The 19,686-nt window shown below is 50.0% G+C and carries 22 protein-coding genes; 10 read left to right on the top strand and 12 right to left on the bottom strand.

Annotated features, from left to right (window positions below; genetic code table 11):
- Positions 1–40 precede the first annotated feature (40 nt).
- Both larE and ACZ5N7_RS05940 read left to right on the top strand, forming a co-directional pair.
- Positions 41–865 carry an ATP-dependent sacrificial sulfur transferase LarE gene (larE, locus tag ACZ5N7_RS05945; RefSeq protein ID WP_464658202.1) on the top strand — a complete coding sequence of 275 codons (825 nt, stop codon included), beginning with the start codon at positions 41–43 and terminating at the stop codon, positions 863–865.
- Positions 866–1,038: 173 nt separating this feature from the next.
- Positions 1,039–1,680, top strand: coding sequence for a GDSL-type esterase/lipase family protein (locus ACZ5N7_RS05940; protein ID WP_464658201.1), 642 nt, complete (start codon positions 1,039–1,041; stop codon positions 1,678–1,680).
- A gap of 73 nt (positions 1,681–1,753) precedes the next feature.
- Here ACZ5N7_RS05940 and ACZ5N7_RS05935 read toward each other — a convergent pair whose 3' ends face one another.
- The 6 genes from ACZ5N7_RS05935 to udk all read right to left on the bottom strand — a co-directional run bounded on the left by ACZ5N7_RS05935 (position 1,754) and on the right by udk (position 5,495).
- The gene (locus tag ACZ5N7_RS05935; protein WP_464658200.1) at positions 1,754–2,092 is read right to left on the bottom strand and encodes a L,D-transpeptidase; all 339 of its coding nucleotides are present in this window, start codon (positions 2,090–2,092) and stop codon (positions 1,754–1,756) included.
- Between the two features lie 54 nt (positions 2,093–2,146).
- Positions 2,147–2,461: a hypothetical protein gene (locus tag ACZ5N7_RS05930; RefSeq protein ID WP_464658199.1), complete on the bottom strand. Its 315-nt coding sequence runs from the start codon at positions 2,459–2,461 to the stop codon at positions 2,147–2,149.
- A 169-nt stretch (positions 2,462–2,630) separates the two neighbouring features.
- Positions 2,631–4,022 (bottom strand): N-acyl-D-glucosamine 2-epimerase, encoded by a 1,392-nt coding sequence (locus ACZ5N7_RS05925; RefSeq protein WP_464658198.1) that lies wholly within the window; start codon positions 4,020–4,022, stop codon positions 2,631–2,633.
- 171 nt (positions 4,023–4,193) lie between these two features.
- Complete coding sequence (locus ACZ5N7_RS05920; RefSeq protein ID WP_464658197.1) at positions 4,194–4,331, bottom strand: hypothetical protein; 138 nt, start codon at positions 4,329–4,331, stop codon at positions 4,194–4,196.
- Between the two features lie 53 nt (positions 4,332–4,384).
- The gene (locus tag ACZ5N7_RS05915) at positions 4,385–4,681 is read right to left on the bottom strand and encodes a hypothetical protein (RefSeq protein ID WP_464658196.1); all 297 of its coding nucleotides are present in this window, start codon (positions 4,679–4,681) and stop codon (positions 4,385–4,387) included.
- Between the two features lie 190 nt (positions 4,682–4,871).
- Positions 4,872–5,495 carry a uridine kinase gene (gene udk / locus ACZ5N7_RS05910; protein ID WP_464658195.1) on the bottom strand — a complete coding sequence of 208 codons (624 nt, stop codon included), beginning with the start codon at positions 5,493–5,495 and terminating at the stop codon, positions 4,872–4,874.
- Positions 5,496–5,724: 229 nt separating this feature from the next.
- Here udk and ACZ5N7_RS05905 point away from each other — a divergent pair, with 229 nt between their 5' ends.
- The 6 genes from ACZ5N7_RS05905 (at position 5,725) to ACZ5N7_RS05880 (ending at position 12,042) form a co-directional block, all read left to right on the top strand.
- A complete protein-coding gene (locus tag ACZ5N7_RS05905; RefSeq protein WP_464658194.1) occupies positions 5,725–6,453 on the top strand; it encodes a phosphonate ABC transporter ATP-binding protein in 729 nt (242 codons plus the stop codon).
- A gap of 199 nt (positions 6,454–6,652) precedes the next feature.
- Positions 6,653–8,197, top strand: coding sequence for a glycosyltransferase family 4 protein (locus ACZ5N7_RS05900; RefSeq protein ID WP_464658193.1), 1,545 nt, complete (start codon positions 6,653–6,655; stop codon positions 8,195–8,197).
- Between the two features lie 26 nt (positions 8,198–8,223).
- Complete coding sequence (gene wecB / locus ACZ5N7_RS05895; protein WP_464658192.1) at positions 8,224–9,315, top strand: non-hydrolyzing UDP-N-acetylglucosamine 2-epimerase; 1,092 nt, start codon at positions 8,224–8,226, stop codon at positions 9,313–9,315.
- Complete coding sequence (locus ACZ5N7_RS05890; RefSeq protein ID WP_464658191.1) at positions 9,308–10,291, top strand: polysaccharide biosynthesis protein; 984 nt, start codon at positions 9,308–9,310, stop codon at positions 10,289–10,291. Before wecB ends, ACZ5N7_RS05890 begins: the two co-directional genes overlap by 8 nt.
- On the top strand, positions 10,292–11,119 hold the full coding sequence (locus ACZ5N7_RS05885) for a dTDP-4-dehydrorhamnose reductase family protein (protein WP_464658190.1): 828 nt from the start codon (positions 10,292–10,294) through the stop codon (positions 11,117–11,119).
- Positions 11,116–12,042 (top strand): NAD-dependent epimerase/dehydratase family protein, encoded by a 927-nt coding sequence (locus tag ACZ5N7_RS05880; RefSeq protein WP_464658189.1) that lies wholly within the window; start codon positions 11,116–11,118, stop codon positions 12,040–12,042. The genes ACZ5N7_RS05885 and ACZ5N7_RS05880 overlap by 4 nt, the downstream gene beginning before the upstream one ends.
- Before the next feature lie 209 nt (positions 12,043–12,251).
- On the opposite strand, the gene ACZ5N7_RS05875 is transcribed toward ACZ5N7_RS05880, so the two are convergent.
- The 4 genes from ACZ5N7_RS05875 to ACZ5N7_RS05860 form a co-directional block, all read right to left on the bottom strand.
- The gene (locus ACZ5N7_RS05875) at positions 12,252–12,923 is read right to left on the bottom strand and encodes a glycosyltransferase family protein (protein ID WP_464658188.1); all 672 of its coding nucleotides are present in this window, start codon (positions 12,921–12,923) and stop codon (positions 12,252–12,254) included.
- The gene (locus tag ACZ5N7_RS05870; protein WP_464658187.1) at positions 12,920–14,560 is read right to left on the bottom strand and encodes a glycosyltransferase; all 1,641 of its coding nucleotides are present in this window, start codon (positions 14,558–14,560) and stop codon (positions 12,920–12,922) included. Before ACZ5N7_RS05870 ends, ACZ5N7_RS05875 begins: the two co-directional genes overlap by 4 nt.
- Positions 14,557–15,657: a glycosyltransferase family 2 protein gene (locus ACZ5N7_RS05865; protein ID WP_464658186.1), complete on the bottom strand. Its 1,101-nt coding sequence runs from the start codon at positions 15,655–15,657 to the stop codon at positions 14,557–14,559. The genes ACZ5N7_RS05870 and ACZ5N7_RS05865 overlap by 4 nt, the downstream gene beginning before the upstream one ends.
- 144 nt (positions 15,658–15,801) lie before the next feature.
- Positions 15,802–16,260 carry a hypothetical protein gene (locus ACZ5N7_RS05860; RefSeq protein WP_464658185.1) on the bottom strand — a complete coding sequence of 153 codons (459 nt, stop codon included), beginning with the start codon at positions 16,258–16,260 and terminating at the stop codon, positions 15,802–15,804.
- 212 nt (positions 16,261–16,472) lie between these two features.
- Between ACZ5N7_RS05860 and ACZ5N7_RS05855 the strand changes: the two genes are divergently transcribed.
- Positions 16,473–16,604 (top strand): hypothetical protein, encoded by a 132-nt coding sequence (locus ACZ5N7_RS05855; RefSeq protein WP_464658184.1) that lies wholly within the window; start codon positions 16,473–16,475, stop codon positions 16,602–16,604.
- Here the strand turns inward: ACZ5N7_RS05855 and ACZ5N7_RS05850 are convergent.
- On the bottom strand, positions 16,594–17,046 hold the full coding sequence (locus ACZ5N7_RS05850; protein ID WP_464658183.1) for a hypothetical protein: 453 nt from the start codon (positions 17,044–17,046) through the stop codon (positions 16,594–16,596). The genes ACZ5N7_RS05855 and ACZ5N7_RS05850 overlap by 11 nt on opposite strands.
- A 208-nt stretch (positions 17,047–17,254) precedes the next feature.
- Between ACZ5N7_RS05850 and ACZ5N7_RS05845 the strand changes: the two genes are divergently transcribed.
- Positions 17,255–18,103 (top strand): class I SAM-dependent methyltransferase, encoded by an 849-nt coding sequence (locus ACZ5N7_RS05845; RefSeq protein WP_464658182.1) that lies wholly within the window; start codon positions 17,255–17,257, stop codon positions 18,101–18,103.
- A 175-nt stretch (positions 18,104–18,278) separates the two neighbouring features.
- Here ACZ5N7_RS05845 and ACZ5N7_RS05840 read toward each other — a convergent pair whose 3' ends face one another.
- Entirely contained in the window at positions 18,279–19,670 is a 1,392-nt protein-coding gene (locus ACZ5N7_RS05840) for a glycosyltransferase family 2 protein (RefSeq protein WP_464658181.1), read from the bottom strand.
- Positions 19,671–19,686 lie beyond the last annotated feature (16 nt).

Below are 19,686 nucleotides of genomic sequence, written 5' to 3'. Positions count from 1 at the left end.
CCGTAAACCCACTTTGAGTTGTACTGGAGGTACATACACGATGGCCAATGTTATGCAACAGAAGTATGAACAACTCGGAGAAGTTTTACGCTCGATGGAGCAAGTAGTGGTAGCTTTTTCCGGCGGTGTAGACAGCGCTTTCTTGTTGAAGGCGGCACTGGATTTTCTTGGAGAAGACCGTGTGCTTGCCATAACGGCGGACTCCGAGACCTACCCTGTTAGAGAAAGGGAGGAAGCGATCGCGCTCGCCAAGGAGCTGGGAAGCAGGCATGAAGTTATTCACACCAGCGAGCTGGCAATCCCCGGCTACGCAGAGAATCCGACAAACCGCTGCTATTTTTGCAAAAATTCCTTGTTCGAGCATCTGATCCCTATCGCCAAAGAGAGAGGTATCGAGCACGTCATCTTTGGCGCCATAGCGGATGATTTGGGAGACCATCGCCCGGGCCTGCTCGCGGCGCATGAGAAAGGCGTAAGAGCGCCGCTGATGGAAGTCGGGATCAAGAAATCGGAAATCCGGCATATGTCGCGTGAATTCGGCCTGCGTACATGGGATAAGCCGTCCTTTGCTTGTTTGTCCTCGCGTATTCCTTACGGAGAAGCGATTACGGCACAGAAGCTCTCGATGATTGACCAAGCAGAGGATTTCCTGATTCAGCTGGGATTCCGGCAGGTGCGTGTCCGGCAGCATGAGCTTATGGCCCGGATTGAGGTTCCTGCGGAACAACTGATGGAAGCGGTCAACGTCGCCGGAACCATCTCGGCCAAATTGAAGGAAATCGGATACGCTTATGTAACACTTGACCTGCAGGGCTACCGTTCCGGCAGCATGAACGAGGTGCTCGCGGCCTCTGCTACGAGTTGATCGGCGGTTCCGCGCTACACCGCCAAGGCTTGTGCAAATTGTACCTTCCATGTAGATATATTACGCCTGCTTCTTTGTAAAGAAAAATGCCCGTTTCGCTGTTTTTCCTGGCTCTGTTCCGCAACAAACGGAATAAGATAAAGTATCGGGCAGGAGCGAAAGGGGCATAGGCGATGGGAAAAGAGGCTTTACATTACACAGCTTTGGGCGATTCCTTGACGGTAGGTTACGGGGCGGCTCCGGGTTTTGGGTTTGTACCGATCTATGCCAATTTAACGGAGCAAAGCCTGCAATCCAAAGTCAATATTTTTAACGCGGGCACGACAGGAGCCGGTTCGGAAGAGATTCTTTCTCAAATAAAACGGGAATCATCCGTGAGAGCTCATATTGTGGCCTCAGATCTGATAACGATTACAGCGGGCGGGAATGACCTGATTGAGGCGGGAAAGAGTTTCTTTATGAATAGGGACACCCGGGTATTAACGTCAGCTTTGAACCGATTCCAAGCAAATTATTCGGAGATTGTGGCCCAGTTAAAGGAATTAAAAAAAGGGCGGAAAAGCCGCCATATGGTCAGATTGATCAATCTGTACAACCCGCTTGTCGGAATAAACGAGGCGGAAATCTGGATCAAGAGGTTCAATAAACCGCTGCTGCAGTTCAGAGACCGGAACATTCAGGTCGTAAACATCTACGACGCCTTCGCAGGCCATGAAGTACGGCTGCTATCCGAAGACGGGATTCATCCCAATGCGGCGGGTTACAAAGCGATTGCCAAAAGACTGCAGCAGACCGGCTATGCTCCGCTCGTGTAGCCAATGTGCCGCCTGGTTCCGCGACTCATGGTTCGTTGCGCATAGAGTCCGCTATGGATCGATATTCCCCGGGTCATATGCGGATAGTGACTGGCGTGCCGACGGGAACCAAGTGAGCGAGCTCAATCACATCATCGTTGTACATGCGGATGCAGCCTTTGGATACCTCATGTCCGATGGACTCCGGTTGATTGGTCCCGTGTATACCATATCCCTGTTTGGAAAGCCCCATCCAGTAGGCGCCATAAGGACCGCCTGGATTCGGGGCTTTATTGATGATCGTAAAATGTCCGACCGGCGTCTTCGTAACAATTCGCCCGATTCCGACAGGATAAGATTTCACCCACCGGTCTCCATCGTACAAATGGAGCTTTCGTTCCGACGTGACTACATAGATACGATAATTAGCCATACAAAAATCACCCCAAGACAGCATATGCCCGGGGACAATAAACGTAACCTTACATTAACGAACTTGCTTAGGCTGCCTGGTCGCAGTTTCCAGTCCCTGTATCTCCTGAAGCGCCTGGACCAATTCATTACGCAGCGGTGCCGATTGCTGATCGTGGACGGGGTCCTGCGCCAGCAGCTGATTCTGTGCCTCCTCTACACGGTGGAGGGCGAACTCCAGCTGGTCTCTTGCAACTCGCATTTCATTCGGATCCGCGTTATGCTGCGCCTCCAGTACTGCCTGTTGAGCCTGCTTCGCTGATTCGATGGCCTCTTGAGCGTTCTCAAAAGCGTGCGTTAAAAACTGCTGATGCTGGTTCGGTTCAACCATGATGAAACCTCCTGTCGTTAAATTGCGTGAGTAAGAAAGGAAACGGCATTTGTTAAGTTGCACCAAATAAATCAATTTCATTCTTGACTGGATCAGGCTTCATTTCCTGGGTAAGCGCGCAAAACGAGCGAATGAATGAAATTTCGACAAATTATTCAGACAATTGCGACTATTTTACTTCTTCTTTGACAGCATTCACCTGTACACGGCAGGGACGTACCGCTTTCTTCGCCTTCCTTGCAGGATAGAACCATAAATCAGGCGTATCCGTGATATAACGAAGCTCGGCGATGAATGACTCGGCAGGTAAATGGTCCGACTTCAGTTCCAGCAGGTTGCCATCGACTCTGACCGCGTTCAGCCGGAGGGGGATTCGCTTCCCATTCACGATATATGACACGCATTGCATTCGTTTGCCGTCCAAAATGCGAATCCGTTTATTGAAGGATATTAATACCACCCCACGAGAACCGCATCTTTCGGCTTGAACGGGCCGAGGCTTCTCGGCCACAATGCCCTTACTCAAATGATACTCATAAGCCGTCCAAGTCGAGTATCCTGATCTCCAGGCGGTGTCGGTAAAGCGATCCAGCCACCGCTTGCTGCGCATCATCTTCTTCGAGGAACCGCTGTCGGTTTGAACCCCGATGGGGATTTCAGGATGGGATCGGCGGATCTCTTCAACGAACGGCCTGTACTCTTCGACATACCCAGCTGGCAAAAAGGGATCCATCCAATCCGGCCAATGGGTTTGAAGAAAATGGATGTCGGGAGAGACTTCCTTTATCATCGCCGCCGACTCCAATCCTTGTTCCTCCCGCAGCTTATCCACAGCCTCAGTCCCGCCCCGCACGGCTAACGACCAAGTGGCCACCCCGATTCCCGGTCTGGCCTGGCGCACTCCACCTTCACCGTTGAATATCTCATTAATGAAGCCGTTCACCGCGTTTACCCTGAACTCCACCCAGAGCCGATACCGCTCGCTGTCACGCAGATAATAGGAGGCCGAGGAAGGGTCGCGAAAATCCGGTATCTCCACTCCGTACAGCCGTTTAAAGGCATTCTTCGCATTTGTGCCGATATCTCCGTACACTCCCGATTTAAGGCCGTTCCACTCGGGCAAGTAGGGTTCGGCTATCTCCAAGCCGTCAAACGGGTATTCCCGCACCAATCGGCTTAATGCTTCCTTCTTCCATTGCTTGTAGTCGACGCTATGCGGAGAGAGCCTGCAGTACCCATCGTTAACGTCCTTAAGCAATTCCATGCGCCAAGCAGGCCATTCCTTCGGCAGGGGGTCCGTGCTGTAGGTGCCGTTGCCGAGCACCATCGCCCATACGATTATGCCTTTGGCATGAAGTGCATCGATCAGCTTGGCATTCACACGTTTCTCGGAAACGACAAAATAGTGGACAATGCCAAATCCGGAGACAGCCAATTCGTCGGCGATGCTGGCTTCGGAACGGTTCAGGTAGTAAGGGAAGGTGGGATCAATCTGTATGGAGGCGCCGCTCCAAAGCCTTGAACGGTCACCGCGTTGTTGCCGTGAAATGTAGACTCGCATCCTGACCTCCTCCAATCTGGTTCGTATACTTATACCTGACATGTATGTACTTCAGCAGAAGAATATTAATCATTTACCCGCCGGTACGGTGACTAAAAAGATGGAAAAAGCCGGCCCGCTGCCTTAATCATAGTCGACAAGGGGCAGGCTGGCTTTCGCCGCTGTCAAACGTCAGGATTCATTCTTCGGCAATTCATTCAAGGAAGCTGGAGCTTCTTCGGCTTTCCTGGAATTCAATGTAGTGTATTGTTCGGCGAATCTTGCGCGGTTCTGCTGATTTTCCTTCTTCCCGCTCTTGTTGATCGGCATCGGTCTTCACCTCCATGGTAGTATGATTCGAAGACGGGACTGCCGCTATTCGTTCACGCGGGCTGCAGCAGCTTCTCCTTCAGCGAAGTCTTGATCAGATCGATCCTGCAGCGGATATAAAAATCCAGTGGAGCTCCTGAAAGCTCGCTGGGCAGAACCTCTTTGTCCGAATCGTTATCTATTATAAGAACGGATCCGTTCCCGTAAAATTTGAAGGTATAATCAACGTATCCGAAGGGAGCATTATCCAGCATCTCGTGAATTTGCTCGCTCCCCATATGGTCACTGGCCGAAAGAGCCTTCTGATACCAATAATCCCGTTCGATGAACCGATAATTCTTGCACCGCATAATGTTTGTCCCTCCCGAAACTTGTAATTGAAATATCAGAACATTTGTTTGTATACCCAGTATACCAAACATATATTCGTATGGCAATTAAAAAATTTACAAAAAAAACCTCTTTAAGAAATTTTTCTTAAAGAGGCAGATGCAATAAACTACCGTTCCACTCTATATCAATATCCCGGTGATCTGACGTCTAACCCGGGAAGGAGCCGGTCAAATATCTTTCCGTCATAATGGTAAGCAGCTGAACCCCGATTTCATTATGGGCTCCTTCAGGTATGATGATGTCCGCGTATTTTTTGGAAGGCTCAATGAATGCGTCGTGCATGGGTTTGACGGTTTTGAGATACTGGTCGTAGATCGACTGGATGGTCCGTCCCCGTTCATGGATATCACGCAGCACGCGGCGCAGGATCCGCACATCATTGTCGGTGTCGACGAACACTTTAATGTCGAGCATGTTCCGGACGGTTTCTTCCGACAGGACATGCAGCCCCTCGATAATGACTACCTGGGTGGGTTCTACCACAACCGTTTTCCCGGACCTGCCGTGGATGGCAAAATCGTAAAGCGGCGTCTCCACCGCGCGGCCCTGCTTTAACTGTTCGAGCTGGCTGAGCAGCAGCTCGTGGTCAAACGCCAAGGGATGGTCGTAATTGATAGTTTCCCGCTCGCTCATCGGCAGGTGGGAATGGTCCAAATAATAATTGTCCTGCGAGATCAGCGCCGCATTCTCCGGACCCAGATTCGTGATAACTTGGCGGGCGACGGAGGTTTTCCCCGATCCCGTCCCGCCGGCAATTCCTATTGATAGCATATATTGCGCTGCCTCCCGAACAGAGTATAGTCACAAGTCAAGCTTGCCATTTTTGTATTTTAACACACTCCTCCCCCATGTAAAAATGAGATCCCTGTCCGCGCGGCGATTCCCTGATTCAGTGTTGGATTTTTTATACCGGAGCGGCCATGACCTTTTTACCCAAAATAAGCTATAATAGATTCACCATCATCTGCATCGGTTCGAGCCAAGGGGGAGAAGCATAGGTATGATCATTGTGAGGAATTTGACAAAAGAAATCGTAAACGGTCCCACCGTCCTGCATAGAATGAGTTTTCAGGTGGACCAAGGCGATTTGGTCGCCCTTGTCGGCGCAAGCGGAAGCGGGAAGACTACTTTATTCCGCTGCTTGATGCTGAAGGAGAGGTGGACGGATGGCCAGTACATATACAACGGCAAGGATATCTCCAAGATCCGCGGACTTGAGAAATTCAAGATCAGCAAGGACTGGGCCTACCTGGAAGAGAACCCCCAGTTTAATCTCAATCAAACCGCAGTCAAAAATGTGCTGTCGTCCCGTTGGCGCCACCTTCCGCTATGGAGGACGCTGACACGCAGCGCGTCGATGGACGAGCATGTCGGGGCAATGGATTATTTGGAAAAAGTGGGACTGCTGGATAAGGCGGATATGCCCGTGAGCAAGCTTAGCGGTGGAGAAAAGCAGAGGGTGGCTATTGCCAGAGCCTTGATCAAAGGAGCGAAGGTCATTTATGCGGACGAGCCCGTGTCCGGACTTGATCCCGATGCGGCGTCCTCCGTCATGCAGGATATGAAGAAGCTGTGCGAGAAGGAGAAAATCACGATCGTCTGCGCTCTTCACCAACTGGAGCTGGCGGAGAAGTACGCCGCCCGGATCTGGGGCCTGGCCGGCGGCCGGCTCGAGCTCGACATCCCCGGGCGCCGCCTGACGATGCGGGAGAAAGAGCTGATCTTTTAAAATCACGGCATTAAAGCGGTTTGCTAAAGTGAGGCACAGGACAACCTGTGTCTTTTTGTATTGGGCGGGCGCTCGTACGGAAAATGGACGAATGGAGGAGGATTAACTGTCGTGCCGAAATGAGCTTACCGCAAATATATTGTACTACCCAGGTTGCAGGAGGTGAGAAGCCGCTATCGCCTCTCTGGCACGCGGCGATATGAAGCCGAAGCTGATGCTGTTCTCCCATATTTGCGGTTCGTCCGAAATAACCGGCGCCGAGAAGTTTTTGCTGTTTCTGATGCGCGAGCTGCAGCCTCATTTTCACTGTACATTGGTGGTGCCCGCCGACGGGATCCTGTCTGCCCAAGCCAGACACCGCGGCATAGACACAATTGTTCAATCCTACCCGCTGCTCTACAGCTTATGCATTCCGGGACCGAACACTTCCAGCGAGTTCCGCTCTCTTAGGAAGCATAAAGCGATGCCCGCCTTGCTGGACTTGCTGCATATCCGGCAGCCCGATTACATTGCGGCGCTCACCTGCGTCAATCCGCTTCCGGCATTAGCAGCCAAAATTATGGGTATCCCCTGCCTTTGGCTGATTACGGAGGCGATTGTTTCCAATCCTTATACAGGCGTTTCCGCGGCTCTGATCCATAAGCACTCGAACTGGATTCTCGGAATTTCCGATACTGTGCTCCGTCCATTTCAACCGCTGTCTATCGAATCCAAACTCCATCTGGTTTACCCGTCCTGGCACGAGGAAGATTACAAACCGGAAAGCTGGCCGAATCTTCGCTTGATGAAGAGGGGGCAGCTTGGCCTGAACGAAGCCCGCCCGCTTATAGGATGCCTCTCTTCCTACCTCATTCCGAATAAAGGAATACAGCACTTCATTTCCATGGCCATTTCTTTAAGCGAAAAGTACCCGGACGCGGAGTTCCTTCTGGCCGGGAGGCCTCTCGATGAAGATTATTACAGGCACTGCGTACAGCTGGTGGAGGCTGCGGCGCTTGGTTCCCGTTTCCATTTCGTACCTTTTTCCGCCGACGTGCAGCAGATTTATTCAGCACTGGATATTGTTGTCGTTCCCAGCTTGGTGGACGAAGGCTTTGGCCTGACTGCGATGGAAGGCATGGTCTTCGGAAAGCCCGTCGTGTCCTACGGAGGCGGAGGAGTGGAAGAAATCCATCTCCAAACGCGCAATGCGGAGCTGCTTGCCGTGAAAGGCAATATCAACGAGTTGGCGAGTAAAATATCCCCGCTTGTGGCTGATGCCGCGCTCCGCGAACGGGTTGGGACGGATAACAGCCTGGCGGTAAGAGAGGCATTCGGGATCCATTCTTTTCGCAGCAGGATGCAAGGATGGGTGGATCAGGCTAAGCGGCACACTGCGGTTCGAACCTCCGCGCCGCGCCGGTACCTTGACGGCAGACTGCTGAAAGGCTCCGAATCCATAGTAGTTTTTCTGACCGACAAAGGATCGAAGAGGCCCTTCCTGAGCAAGCGGATTTTGAAATTCTACAGGCAGCGAATGAGCAAGGTCAAGGTGCTCAAGGACGCGATGTTAAATGCGATTCCTACAGGCGCCGCCGTCGAGCGAACCCTGAGGATCAGAAAGAAAAGAAAGAGAAGAAGAAAGCCGGCGGTGACCCGAACAAGAAAAGCTATCGGACAAAGATCGGGATCGTTCCGAAAGTTTGTTTCACTCAATAGAAAACGCACCGTCAAGAAAGCTTCTTCCGCTCGAAAATCAGCTTGAACCGAAGGAGGGATACAGCTGAAGCTATGAGAGTGGTAACCATACTTGGTACAAGGCCCGAAATTATCCGGCTCAGTCTTATTATGAAGGAACTGGACCGGCTGGCTGAAAGGCATGCCGTCATTCACACAGGGCAGAATTTCACTGCCACGTTAAGCGATATTTTCTTTCAGGAAATGAACTTGAGGCAGCCGGATTATTTATTGAAGATGCAGGGGCAGACATTGGGCGGACAACTCTCCATAATGATGGCGCAGGCGGAGAGGATTTTACTGGAAGAAAAGCCCGACCGGGTGCTCATCCTCGGCGACACGAACAGCGCTTTATGCGCCGTTCTGGCGGAACGGATGGGAATCCCTGTGGTTCATATGGAGGCGGGCAACCGATGCTTTGACCTGAATGTACCCGAAGAAAAGAACCGCAAAGTGGTGGACGCAATTTCTTCAATCAATATGCCTTACACGAAGCAAAGCAGGGAGAATCTGATCCGCGAAGGGATCCCCGGCCGACGCATCGTCCTGACCGGCAATCCGATCTATGAAGTGCTTACGGCGTATGGACGGCCGATAACGGACAGCGCAATTTTACAAAAGATGAAGCTGCAGGCAAGACAGTATTTTCTGGTCACGGCCCACCGGTCTGAAAATGTCGATTCGGTCAAGAACTTGACTGAAATTCTAGAGGGACTTAACCTTATCGCAGACAAATATAAACTTCCTATCGTTTGCAGCACCCACCCCCGCACCACATCCCGTCTGTCCCTCCTTCCGGCTCTATCCGTCCATCCGCTCATCCAATTTCATGAACCTTTCGGCTTCTTTGATTTTGTCCATTTGGAGCAAAATGCTTTCTGCGTGCTGACAGACAGTGGGACGGTACAGGAAGAATGCTGCATTTTCGGGATTCCGACAGTCACCATGCGCAGCACGACGGAGAGGCCGGAAACGGTTGACTGCGGCAGCAATATCGTATCTGGGTTAAAAGCGGAGCGGATCGCCGAAGCGGTAACGCTGATGACTTCGATTCCGGCCGTCTGGAGCTGTCCCGAAGGCTATCTTGATCCTGGTGTCTCCCATAAAGTTGTCAAATTTTTGTTAGGAGGGAACTTACATGTTTGAACAGGCCGCTATTCTGATCACCGGGGGAACCGGTTCTTGGGGCCATGAGCTGACCAGGCAGCTGCTTCCTCTGAATCCGCGGGAAATCGTGATTTTCTCCCGAAACGAATGCTCTCAAGTTGCGATGAAAAGGGAGTTCGACGACACGCGGCTTCATTTTTGCATAGGGGATGTCCGTGACCGGCAAGCGATGTTCAAAGCATGCGAAGGCATTGATTTTGTGTTTCATCTCGCTGCGCTCAAGCACGTGCCCGTATGTGAGGATCAGCCCTACGAAGCATTGAAGACCAATGTGAACGGAACGCGCAATGTGATTGAAGCTGCCATCGGGAACAAGGTTAAAAAAGTCATTAACATCTCGACCGACAAAGCCGCGAACCCGTCCAATTTTTACGGCATGACCAAAGCCATCGGAGAAAAGCTGATTGTATTTGCCAACCTGCTCGGTTCCGAGACGCAGTTCGTTTGTGTGCGGGGCGGGAACGTTCTGGGAACTAACGGAAGCGTGGTGCATTTGTTTAAGGATCAGATTAGAAACAAGCGCCAGATAGGCATTACGGATAAAAGGATGACGCGTTTCTTCATGACCCAGGAGGACGCCATCAACACCATGCTGCGTGCGGCAAAAGAAGGGCGGGGCGGGGAAACGTTCGTCATGATGATGCCCTCCTGCTCCATTATTGATTTGGCCGAGGTCCTGATTGAGGCTTCCGGTGAAAAACATGTGAAGATCGAGGAAATCGGAATGCGTCCGGGAGAGAAGCTTCACGAAATTCTGTTGTCGGAATATGAGAGCCAGTTCTCCGTTCAATACGACGAAAACTACCTGGTCATCCTACCTTCCATCGACATTCCAAACCTGAAGGAGCATTACGAAAAATATTTGCGACTCGAAACCAAATCCTATTCCTCCCATGAAGCGCTGATTTCTAAAGAGGAGATAAAAAAGCTTTTGGTCAAAGGCAGGTTTTTATAAATGAGAATTCTGATCTTGGGCGGTAACGGGATGGCAGGGCATATGCTGGTACAATATTTTAAAAAGCAGTCAGCCTATGAGGTGCACTACACTTGCAGGGATCCGCGGGATCCGGACGGCATTCCGCTGGATGCCTTTGTTCCACATGCGATTGAGCCCATTCTGCAGCGGCTTCGTCCGGATTATGTTATTAACTGCATCGGCATTCTTAACCAATACGCGGAGCGGAATGAAGCCGCCGCCTTTCGCATCAACGGAAAATTTCCTCATGAAGTGAAGGAAGCGTTGGAACCGCAAGGCGGAATGCTGATCCATATCTCGACCGACTGCGTATTCTCCGGGGAATCGGGTTTTCACACGGAAAACCATCCTCCGGACGGCAAATCCGTCTATGCCCGTTCCAAAATCGTCGGCGAGGTGATCTGCAGCCGCCATTTGACGATTCGCACGTCCATTATCGGACCTGAAGTGAGGGAGCAGGGCATCGGGCTGCTCCACTGGTTCCTGCAGCAGACCGGCACGGTCCACGGATATGTCAACGCGCTTTGGAACGGGGTCACCACTTTGGAGCTTGCCAAGGTTATCCATGGCATGACCCTGAGGCCGGTTTCCGGCTTGGTTCATCTCACAGCTCCTGAGCCCATCAACAAATATAATCTTCTGAGGCGGTTTCAGGACGTATTCGATAAAAAAGATGTGGAAATCATGCCGGACGACAGGGTTGTGATCGACCGTACGCTGTTAAACACGCGTTCCGATTTTAAGCCCTGTACACCTCCATATCCTCATATGCTGCGGGAACTGCGGCTTTGGATGCGGTCGGGATGAATGGAAGGACGATCCTGATCACCGGCGCGGGCGGATTCACAGGAAGGCACGCATGCGGACATTTTCACACAAAAGGGCTGAAAGTAATAGGATTGGTCCGCCGTAAATTGGAGAATGCGGTGGAATACGAAACAATGGTTTGCGATTGTACCGATGCGGAACAGGTAAGGAAAGCCGTCTGCGAAACCGCTCCTGATTACGCTCTGCATTTGGCCGGCCGCAATGCTGTAGGCGATTCCTGGACCGATCCCGCCGGGCATTTTACGGCGAATGTGATGTCTACCGTATATTTGCTTGACGCCTTGCGCGCATTTCCTGCATGCCAAACGCTGATTGTCGGCTCCATGCTGAATTTCAAACTCTCGGCAAAACCGCAGCCTGTAAGCCCCTACAGTCTGACTAAAACACTGCAAACCTTAACTGCACACTCTTGGCGCGAGTTGTACGGACAGCCTATTAAAGTGGCGCTGCCCTCCAATTTGATCGGACCAGGGTTCTCGGGCGGCGTCTGCGGCCTGCTGGCCAGAAAAGCCGTGCAAGTTGAGCGGGCAGGGGATGAGACGCCTTTCCGATTGTCTTCTCTGGTGGAGCAAAGGGATTTTCTTGATGTCCGCGACGCAGTCAGAGCTTATGAAAGAATTCTTTTCCATGGCGCGTCCGGAGTGGAGTATCGTGTGGCATCCGGCAATTTACATTCCCTGGAAGACGTGGTGAACGGGTTTCAAAAGATATGTTCCCGGCCAATCCCTATTGAAGTGGGAACGGCGCTGCCTAAACAATCTGCTGAGCCCATTAATATCGACGGGGTGAAATCCATCGGATGGGTGCCTCAGTATTCATTCGATGAGTCGCTCCAAGACGCCTTCCGATTCTTTCTGGATTTGAAAACCGCATCTCCTTCACAAAACAATACTCTGTCGTGATGCGGCGAATTGGAATTATCCCTTCATGGTTGATAACGAAAAAAGGCCATCTGTTAAGATGAGCTTTCGATGTCGACCGGAGGGGATTTTTTATGTCTGAAAAAGGACCTCTCCGGTTATATGAATGGACGATGTCACAATAAGTAGCAGCCGGCGGCAATGCCTTCCAGGCTGCTGTTTGATGGCAGGTCGGTTTAAGATTCAAACTCTTACTTACTTTTGGATCTTAAATACGTGTCGTAAAATATTTTCCTCGCCACGGCATAAGGCAAGCCTGTCTTCGCGATTCCGGAATCATGTACGCACCACGGCTTTTCCTGTGCCGGGACAGCGATATCATATCCGGCCTTTGCAAATTCCATGCATTGCGACGCATCATAGAAATGCCACCCTTGAAAAAGGTCTTCCCTCCAGGGCAGATCGTATTGGGTAACCATAAGAAGCCCGTCGATGACTTGAACCGTTTCGTAATCTCCACAGATTTCGCGGCCAGAGTATAGCTCCATTTTTCCCAGATGGCTGTCGTATACTTTTCCAACGATATCGTCGCTCTCCCACCAAACGCCGTTTGCGTGAATCGTTTTGGCGCCGATAATGCCGAGCATTCCGATGTTAGCATTGTTTTGGAACAGGGACAGCATATCATATATAAAATGGGAATGAATTATAAAAACGTCCTGGTGCAAATACACCTTATATTTTGAGTCGGACCTTCTCATCGCATCGTTATAGCCCGCCGTCATGCTTGAGCTGCCTTCGCTCGAAATAAGCTCGATGCCGTACCCGTCCGGAACTGCCAGCGACCGGACATAAGCTGCGGATTCTTCGTACAACATCCAGTCGTTCGTACAATAAATGAACGATATTTTCCTATCGTTCATTTACAGCACCCCTCAATTTTGGATACGAATTCATCTGCGGAAGCGGTCAGACCTCTGGCAAAGCTGGTATCGGCCAGCAAACGGATCGTATATTCCTTTTCAATGATGTCGCTCTGCAAAATGTCCGCTATATCCTCATACCCGATGTCGCCGCTTGCCAGCATCGTCATGACCGTATTTATGCTATCTGCCCTTTCAACGTTCTGTTCAATTCTCCGCATCAAAAACTTCACCTTCTGCCGATGTGCGGGATCCGAGTCGTTACGGGCGGGCGCATGCTTCGCAGCCCGGAACAAATACTGGTACGTATGGTAATGATCCCACAAGCTTTCATGGCTCCACTTACACAGTTCCGTGATGAACGCTTCATCTTTTTCTGTGTGCCCGATGGTGGCCCGATTATAAACTAGGTTTTCATATCCGGTTTCCTTAAACATTTTGCAAATTTCGTAAAACGTAAAAAAGCGGATATGCGTTCGATCAAGCAACCCTCTATCGGTGTAGGTCCAATATCCGTTCAGCAAATCCCGGATCAGGCTGAAATGCATCGCGTTCGGAATGCTGGCGAGCACGTTACCGTCTTCTTTCAAGTAGAAGGCTATGTTTTTTAACACCTTCCAGGGATCGTACAAATGCTCCAGAACGTCCCCAAAAATAACATAATCGAAAAACTGTCTCGGGTAGCGCAGATCCAATGTTTCGACGTTTTGACTTTCCACGTGAGCAACCAAGGAGGCAACAGCGGCGGAATGTTCGTTTAATTCGATTCCGTACAGTTCCGCATGAGGATACAAGTTCTTCAACTGCAGCAAAGTGGCTCCACAGCCGCAGCCTACTTCAAGAATTCGGAGCGGCTCGTCTTTTGGCCGGTCGATGAACGAAAGGAGATCATACCGGATATGGGTAGAGTAGACTGGGTTGTATTTCCATTTTTCTTCAAATTTTTGTTCATTTTCCTGCAGCAGGTTTGAAAAAGCGGACGGATCGCCGCTAAACGAAGCACTGCCAAAATGCTGAATAAACGTATCCTTGCACAGCATCAGCTTATATCCGGCCAATCTGATCCGCAGACAGTAATCTTCGTCTTCAAAGTTGCCGGGAGAAAATCGTTCATCGAGCGGCCCGACCTTCTCGAACACTTCGCGTTTCATCAGCAGGCAAAAGCCGATGAGCTTGATCCGCTCCTCCCATTTCGCCCGATCGGTCTTGTTGTATTCGCCGGCGAACTGATGAAGCTCTTCCAGCGTACGGTACGGCACCTGAATTGCCGTATAGTAGGATGCATTGTTGGTCAGCGGACCTGCGGCGCCGATCCGTTCGTCGCTGTTCAAGCAGAGGAGCAGCTGGTCGAGCCAGTTGACGGTTACGATCGTATCGTTGTTCAGCAGCAGAATATAATCCCCTGTAGCTAACGCCATCCCTTGGTTGCAGCCTTTCGGGAAACCGGCGTTCTCTGCGTTATAAATCACGCGGAGATCCGTCTGATTTTGCAACCATTGGGCCGTGCCGTCCGTGGAGCCGTTATCAACGATAATGAGCTCATAGCTGTCCGCCCTCGTATAACGGCGTATGCTTTCAAGGCAAAGCTTCGTATATTCCAGTTTGTTGTGTGTAAGGATTACGATGCTCGTTTTCATGACTGCTGAACCTGCCCTTCGCGCCCAAGGTGGGTTTCCAGGATTTGTTTATTGCTCAGTACAGCCGGGTCGTCCGGCAAATAGGAACGTGCAATTTCATTATGATAAAATGCTTGTTCCAACATTCCGATTTTGCCGTAACAGACGGCGAGCTGCAGGTGGGGAAGCCACGTATAGAACTGCAGGTTAATCAATCCCCAGGAGTTCTTCGGTTTTTCCATTTGCGCTGCCAGGTTGAACCAGAAAACAGCTGTATTCCAACTTTCCTTCACAAAAAAATGATTGCCGATCCTGCAGCATTGTTCAGCGAGCGGCACATCGTACTCGAATGATTTCAATAAATAGTGAAGCTCCTTTTCCCGGTTTCCCAACAGCAGATAACATTGTGATATTTTAATACATACCGTAACCATATCTTCAAGGGCGAGCTCCTGTTTGTCTAATAAATGAAGATATTGTTCGATGGCTTTTTCATAAGACTCATTTACCAACAGCTCATCAGCAAAGTGAAACAGGTCCCGCTGGGAAAGCTTGTTCCCTTGGGCAATGAGTTTCTCGTAAATCCTTAAATTGCGCTGCGTTCTTTGAGCGAGTTTGTTGTGGGTGACGGAGATGTTGCTATGAAAGATTGTCGCTTCGGGACCTAAAAACAGATATTCGTGAACCGCTCCATACCACTTATAGTTGTTGATTCGCTTGACCAATCTGTTTCTGCGGCAGCTGGCGGCAGGATGACCGTGCAGATCCAAAGCTACATGATATAGCATCGAAACGGAATCCACTGAGGGCTCGAGCGATGCTTTTATTTCCATCAGCTTTTGCCGATCTTGCTCCAGCAGCTGATCGTCCGCATCCAGCCAAAGAATGTAATCCATCGTCGCCAAGCTGAACGAATAGTTTCTTGCCGCAGCAAAATCGTCAATCCATTCATAATCAAAGATGTTGTCCGTATAGCCGCGTACAATTTTTTTGGTACGGTCGGTCGAACCCGTATCCACGATTATGATTTCATCCGCAATATTCTTCACGGAATCAAGGCATCTGGCAATCGTATGTTCTTCATTTTTTACAATCATGCACAAGCTGATCGTTATCATCGGAGCACCTCGCATTCAAAAAGAAATAACTGCAGTATGACGCAGAAAACTTATAGAAACGGTTTTGTACACACGGTTAGAACCGGTGGATGTCAGAGAAAAAAAGATACCGCCGCGGGGGCGATATCCTTGCATACCGCATAATTACGGAGTAGCTGCCAAACCGTTCTGAGCAATCCCGCTGAAGGACTCGGGGCCAGACCGGGTAACAACTCCCACTGTAGTAGTAGCGCTTATAAACATAGCATAAACTGTCTCTGCCGCTGCCGGAGCGTTAAGGTCTACAGCATTGAAGGTAATCAAGTTATTTTGAAGTACAGCAGCGCCAAATTGGTGCTCAGCCGTATAAATGATGGTGCCGGCACCGAATACAGCGGATCCTCTCTGCACATTAACGATTACGGTTGCAATTGCAGCAGCTGCAGCCTGTGCTCCTACGGTTCCAGTAAGATTCACGATAAGGCCATTCGTGCCTGTGCCCGCTACGCCTTGCGTTTGCAGACCGATCACGCCTGCCAATGCAGGAACGGTCGCTACGGCTGTACCAGGAGCACCGAATAAACTAGAGTTCTCGGAAACTCTCAAATCAAGAAAACGTCCCATTTAGATTTCACCTCCTTGACTTAAGATATTATACGATATGACAAACTCTGTAAGATGGCATGGATGGATTATAGAATACATTTGCCTTATTTTCCTTGCGTTCGCTCGCCTGTTCACAATCTCATTTTCGTTTATACCAGGACGATAGGTATAGCATTCTTAGCGGGACATGCCAGGACTTGTCTATCATTTTTTGAGTATTGAGACTAATTATGACGATGTGGCATTTCACAGGGGAACGCCTGGTGATCAACGAACACGTGAAGTCGGCTCACGGCAATGTTCTTTCGCAGCATCTGATCCGTTATGACCTTGCCTGTCTATACCGCATGATTACGGAGTAGCTGCCAAACCGTTCTGAGAAACACCGCTGAAGGATTCAGGGCCAGTGCGAGCAACAATTGCCGCTGAATTAGCGCTTATAAACATAGCATAAACTGTCTCTGCCGCTGCTGGAGCGTTAAGGTCTATAGCATTGAAGGTAATCAAGTTAGTTGCACCAGCGACAACTTGGTGCTCAGCCGTATAGATGATGGGGCCGGCACCGAATGTGGCAGATCCTCTTTGCACATTAATAATTACGGTTGCAGATACTTCATTCGAATTCTGTGCTCCTACGGTTCCCGTAAGATTCACAATAAGGCCATTCGTCCCTGTACCCGCTACGCCTTGCGTTTGCAAACCGATCACGCCTGCCAATGCAGGGACGGTTGATACGGTTGTGACGGGGACAACCCCGAAAGTGCTGGAGTTTTCGGAAACTCTCAAATCAAGAAATCTTCCCATTTGCATTTCACCTCCTAGACTTGAGATATTATACGATATGACAAATTCTGAAAGATGGCATGGATGGTTTACAAAATTCCTCTAATGCTACAAAATGGTGACCCATTCTCAATTCAACTGCGTGGAATACAATGTACTGTCGGACAATGGATGAAGCATTCTTAGCGGGAAGTGCCGGGACTACCAGAAACTATAGGAGGAGTTATTAATGACGAATCTAAAAGACAGTACAGGCGTGTATGACATTATCAGACAGTATAACGCCTCTTGGTCAGCATTTGCCGATCTTACTCTATTTGACGAAATCACGAAAAAAAATCATGACGATGTGGCATTCACAGGGGAACGCCTGGTGATCAACGAGCTCGTGAAGTCAGCCCACGCGAATGTTCTATCGCAGCATTTGATCCGTTATGATCTTGCCTGTCGTTTCGTCGCAGGAAAAAAAGTGCTCGACGCAGCTTGTGGATCCGGATTCGGCTCGAAAATGTTGGAGATATCCGGGGCAGAGGAAATACAAGCTATCGACATCTCGGCAGAGAGCCTAAGACACGCGCTGAGAGATTATGCTGGAAGCCGTATTCATTACGTTTGCGGTGATATCAACCATCTTCCCTATGAAAGTGAAAGCTTTGATGTGGTTGTTTCGTTTGAAACGATTGAACATGTTTCCAATGGCAGCCTCTGGATCTGTGAATCCGCACGGATGCTGAAACCTGGCGGACTGCTTATAGTTTCGACGCCAAACCGCGATGTGACCAACCCGGGCCTCTACTACGGAGAACAGCCGGTTAACCCGTATCATTGCTTCGAGTATACAATTTCCGAATTTATAGGCGAGCTGTTGCCATCCTATGATGTACTGGAACTTTACGGGCAAACGATCATACCGGACCACAAGATCCATGCTCGACAGGCTGTTCGAGGGTCGCTCGGTCGAGATTTATCGTATGTACCTGGATTCTGTCCCGATATTCACGGACATCAACTTGTGCCTCTCTCAACGCTCAAGAACGCACAACCTATTTTTATCGTCGCTGTATGCCTTAAAAAGTAAGTAACTCCACCAAGCGGCCTCCCTGAGGGATGGCCAAGACTCATTGGACATTGAAAAGCCCTGGGAAGCAAGCTGGCGTCGTTACTCAATCAACGTCAGCTTCGGACTAACCCGGGACTTTTTCAATGTCTATTCAAATAGGTGAGCGCCTGGTTGCCGGCTTGCTCCTTTACGCTTATGAAATGATCGCTGGTCCCCGCGGATATCGATGGAACACTTGAACAGGAAGGGGTACTGCTTTCTCAGCCTGCCAACCGTAGGCTTGTAATTCTCTCTGGCTTGGAATCGGTCGTAAGCGCCCGCCTTCTGAATAATAAAGCCCGTTATCCGGGCCCAAAAACAACCGATACTCCAGTAATTCATGCTCCGCAAACACGTCCGGACCGATAGGAGGTCCTTCGATCAAACTTTCCAGCTGTCCGGTTAACAGCCGAATTGTTTCGTCAACATCGAATCTTAACCGGAGGAATGAATCGAAATCTTGAAAAGAATAGCGAATCCCATGGCTCACCAAATGCATAAAGTTCTTTGCGTCACGTGCCACGAAAACTGACGGGTAATGCTCGGGGAACATGCCGCCATGCTGCAGCGGCATTCCTTCGAGGATCGTAGCAATAATAGAATCCGGCAGCTGAACAAGCTGATCCGGTCGGAATCGGAACGCTTGAAATGCCTCAGTAGATACGACAGGCCGCTTGAATCCCCTCTCAATTTTGTAAATGTTCCCCTTTGAATCACTAACCAATATTCCGCCTGGCAGCGGGTTTCCGACCGGTTCATGATGACAGTGTGAATTTCCGTACCTTCCGGGTAAAAACAATTCATCTACAGTATATATAAGACGTTCGGGGTTGAATCCCCATTTTCTTATGAAGCTTCGGCGGTTTTTCCGGGCTTGCTCTGCCATGTCAATCGAATTACTGCGAAAGCTCGCATTGCCCTCATGATGGACATGTGTATCGCCGGCAACGATAAGCCGAAAGCCTGCTTTCAACGCACGGTATCCGAAATCAATATCTTCATATCCGCCTGTGGCAAACCCTTCGTCTAACATGCCGATTTTATCGATCAAGCACCGCGGGAACAGCATGCAAAATCCGCTTACCGCGGTTGTTTCCCGCCAAAGGTACGGGTTGTGCCGATTGAATATTTCCGCAAAGGGATGGTACTCTTCATACGTTGCATAAGACATCGGGACTCGCTGCATAGGCATTACCATATTAGACACAGGTCCGACGATGCCGATATCAGATGAACTATGGAGCGTGAGGACAAGATTTTGAAGCCAACGGTGGGAAACGACAGTATCGTTATTAAGTAGAAGCATCATGTCTCCCCTTGCTGCAGAGATACCTTGATTACATGCACCGGCGAAACCGCGGTTGGTCGAATTTTCAATCAAGAGAATATCCGTCCGGTTACGCAGCCGGCCTTGTGTGCCATCCGTTGACCCGTTGTCGATGCAGATCAGCTCATAGGGTAAATGGGTGTATTGAACAACGCTATTCAGGCATCGTTCCGTCATTTTCCAATTGTTGAAAGTTAATATGATGATACTGACTAACATTCCGCCCCCTCCAGTA

This window comes from Paenibacillus sp. JCM 18996 (assembly GCF_055392555.1).
This window is presented reverse-complemented; position numbering and strand designations above follow the sequence as displayed.

What these genes read in the sequence shown, in the direction of transcription:
- ACZ5N7_RS05925 (WP_464658198.1), bottom strand. Translation starts at nt 4,022, where the DNA reads ATGCGAGTCTACATTTCACGGCAACAACGCGGTGACCGTTCAAGGCTT.
- ACZ5N7_RS05930 (WP_464658199.1), bottom strand. Translation starts at nt 2,461, where the DNA reads ATGGTTGAACCGAACCAGCATCAGCAGTTTTTAACGCACGCTTTTGAG.
- ACZ5N7_RS05860 (WP_464658185.1), bottom strand. Translation starts at nt 16,260, where the DNA reads ATGGGACGTTTTCTTGATTTGAGAGTTTCCGAGAACTCTAGTTTATTC.
- ACZ5N7_RS05915 (WP_464658196.1), bottom strand. Translation starts at nt 4,681, where the DNA reads ATGCGGTGCAAGAATTATCGGTTCATCGAACGGGATTATTGGTATCAG.
- larE (WP_464658202.1), top strand. Translation starts at nt 41, where the DNA reads ATGGCCAATGTTATGCAACAGAAGTATGAACAACTCGGAGAAGTTTTA.
- ACZ5N7_RS05845 (WP_464658182.1), top strand. Translation starts at nt 17,255, where the DNA reads ATGACGAATCTAAAAGACAGTACAGGCGTGTATGACATTATCAGACAG.
- ACZ5N7_RS05865 (WP_464658186.1), bottom strand. Translation starts at nt 15,657, where the DNA reads ATGATAACGATCAGCTTGTGCATGATTGTAAAAAATGAAGAACATACG.
- udk (WP_464658195.1), bottom strand. Translation starts at nt 5,495, where the DNA reads ATGCTATCAATAGGAATTGCCGGCGGGACGGGATCGGGGAAAACCTCC.
- ACZ5N7_RS05840 (WP_464658181.1), bottom strand. Translation starts at nt 19,670, where the DNA reads ATGTTAGTCAGTATCATCATATTAACTTTCAACAATTGGAAAATGACG.
- ACZ5N7_RS05940 (WP_464658201.1), top strand. Translation starts at nt 1,039, where the DNA reads ATGGGAAAAGAGGCTTTACATTACACAGCTTTGGGCGATTCCTTGACG.
- ACZ5N7_RS05855 (WP_464658184.1), top strand. Translation starts at nt 16,473, where the DNA reads ATGACGATGTGGCATTTCACAGGGGAACGCCTGGTGATCAACGAACAC.
- ACZ5N7_RS05850 (WP_464658183.1), bottom strand. Translation starts at nt 17,046, where the DNA reads ATGGGAAGATTTCTTGATTTGAGAGTTTCCGAAAACTCCAGCACTTTC.
- ACZ5N7_RS05885 (WP_464658190.1), top strand. Translation starts at nt 10,292, where the DNA reads ATGAGAATTCTGATCTTGGGCGGTAACGGGATGGCAGGGCATATGCTG.
- ACZ5N7_RS05935 (WP_464658200.1), bottom strand. Translation starts at nt 2,092, where the DNA reads ATGGCTAATTATCGTATCTATGTAGTCACGTCGGAACGAAAGCTCCAT.
- ACZ5N7_RS05905 (WP_464658194.1), top strand. Translation starts at nt 5,725, where the DNA reads ATGATCATTGTGAGGAATTTGACAAAAGAAATCGTAAACGGTCCCACC.
- ACZ5N7_RS05880 (WP_464658189.1), top strand. Translation starts at nt 11,116, where the DNA reads ATGAATGGAAGGACGATCCTGATCACCGGCGCGGGCGGATTCACAGGA.
- ACZ5N7_RS05900 (WP_464658193.1), top strand. Translation starts at nt 6,653, where the DNA reads ATGAAGCCGAAGCTGATGCTGTTCTCCCATATTTGCGGTTCGTCCGAA.
- ACZ5N7_RS05870 (WP_464658187.1), bottom strand. Translation starts at nt 14,560, where the DNA reads ATGAAAACGAGCATCGTAATCCTTACACACAACAAACTGGAATATACG.
- ACZ5N7_RS05890 (WP_464658191.1), top strand. Translation starts at nt 9,308, where the DNA reads ATGTTTGAACAGGCCGCTATTCTGATCACCGGGGGAACCGGTTCTTGG.
- wecB (WP_464658192.1), top strand. Translation starts at nt 8,224, where the DNA reads ATGAGAGTGGTAACCATACTTGGTACAAGGCCCGAAATTATCCGGCTC.
- ACZ5N7_RS05920 (WP_464658197.1), bottom strand. Translation starts at nt 4,331, where the DNA reads ATGCCGATCAACAAGAGCGGGAAGAAGGAAAATCAGCAGAACCGCGCA.
- ACZ5N7_RS05875 (WP_464658188.1), bottom strand. Translation starts at nt 12,923, where the DNA reads ATGAACGATAGGAAAATATCGTTCATTTATTGTACGAACGACTGGATG.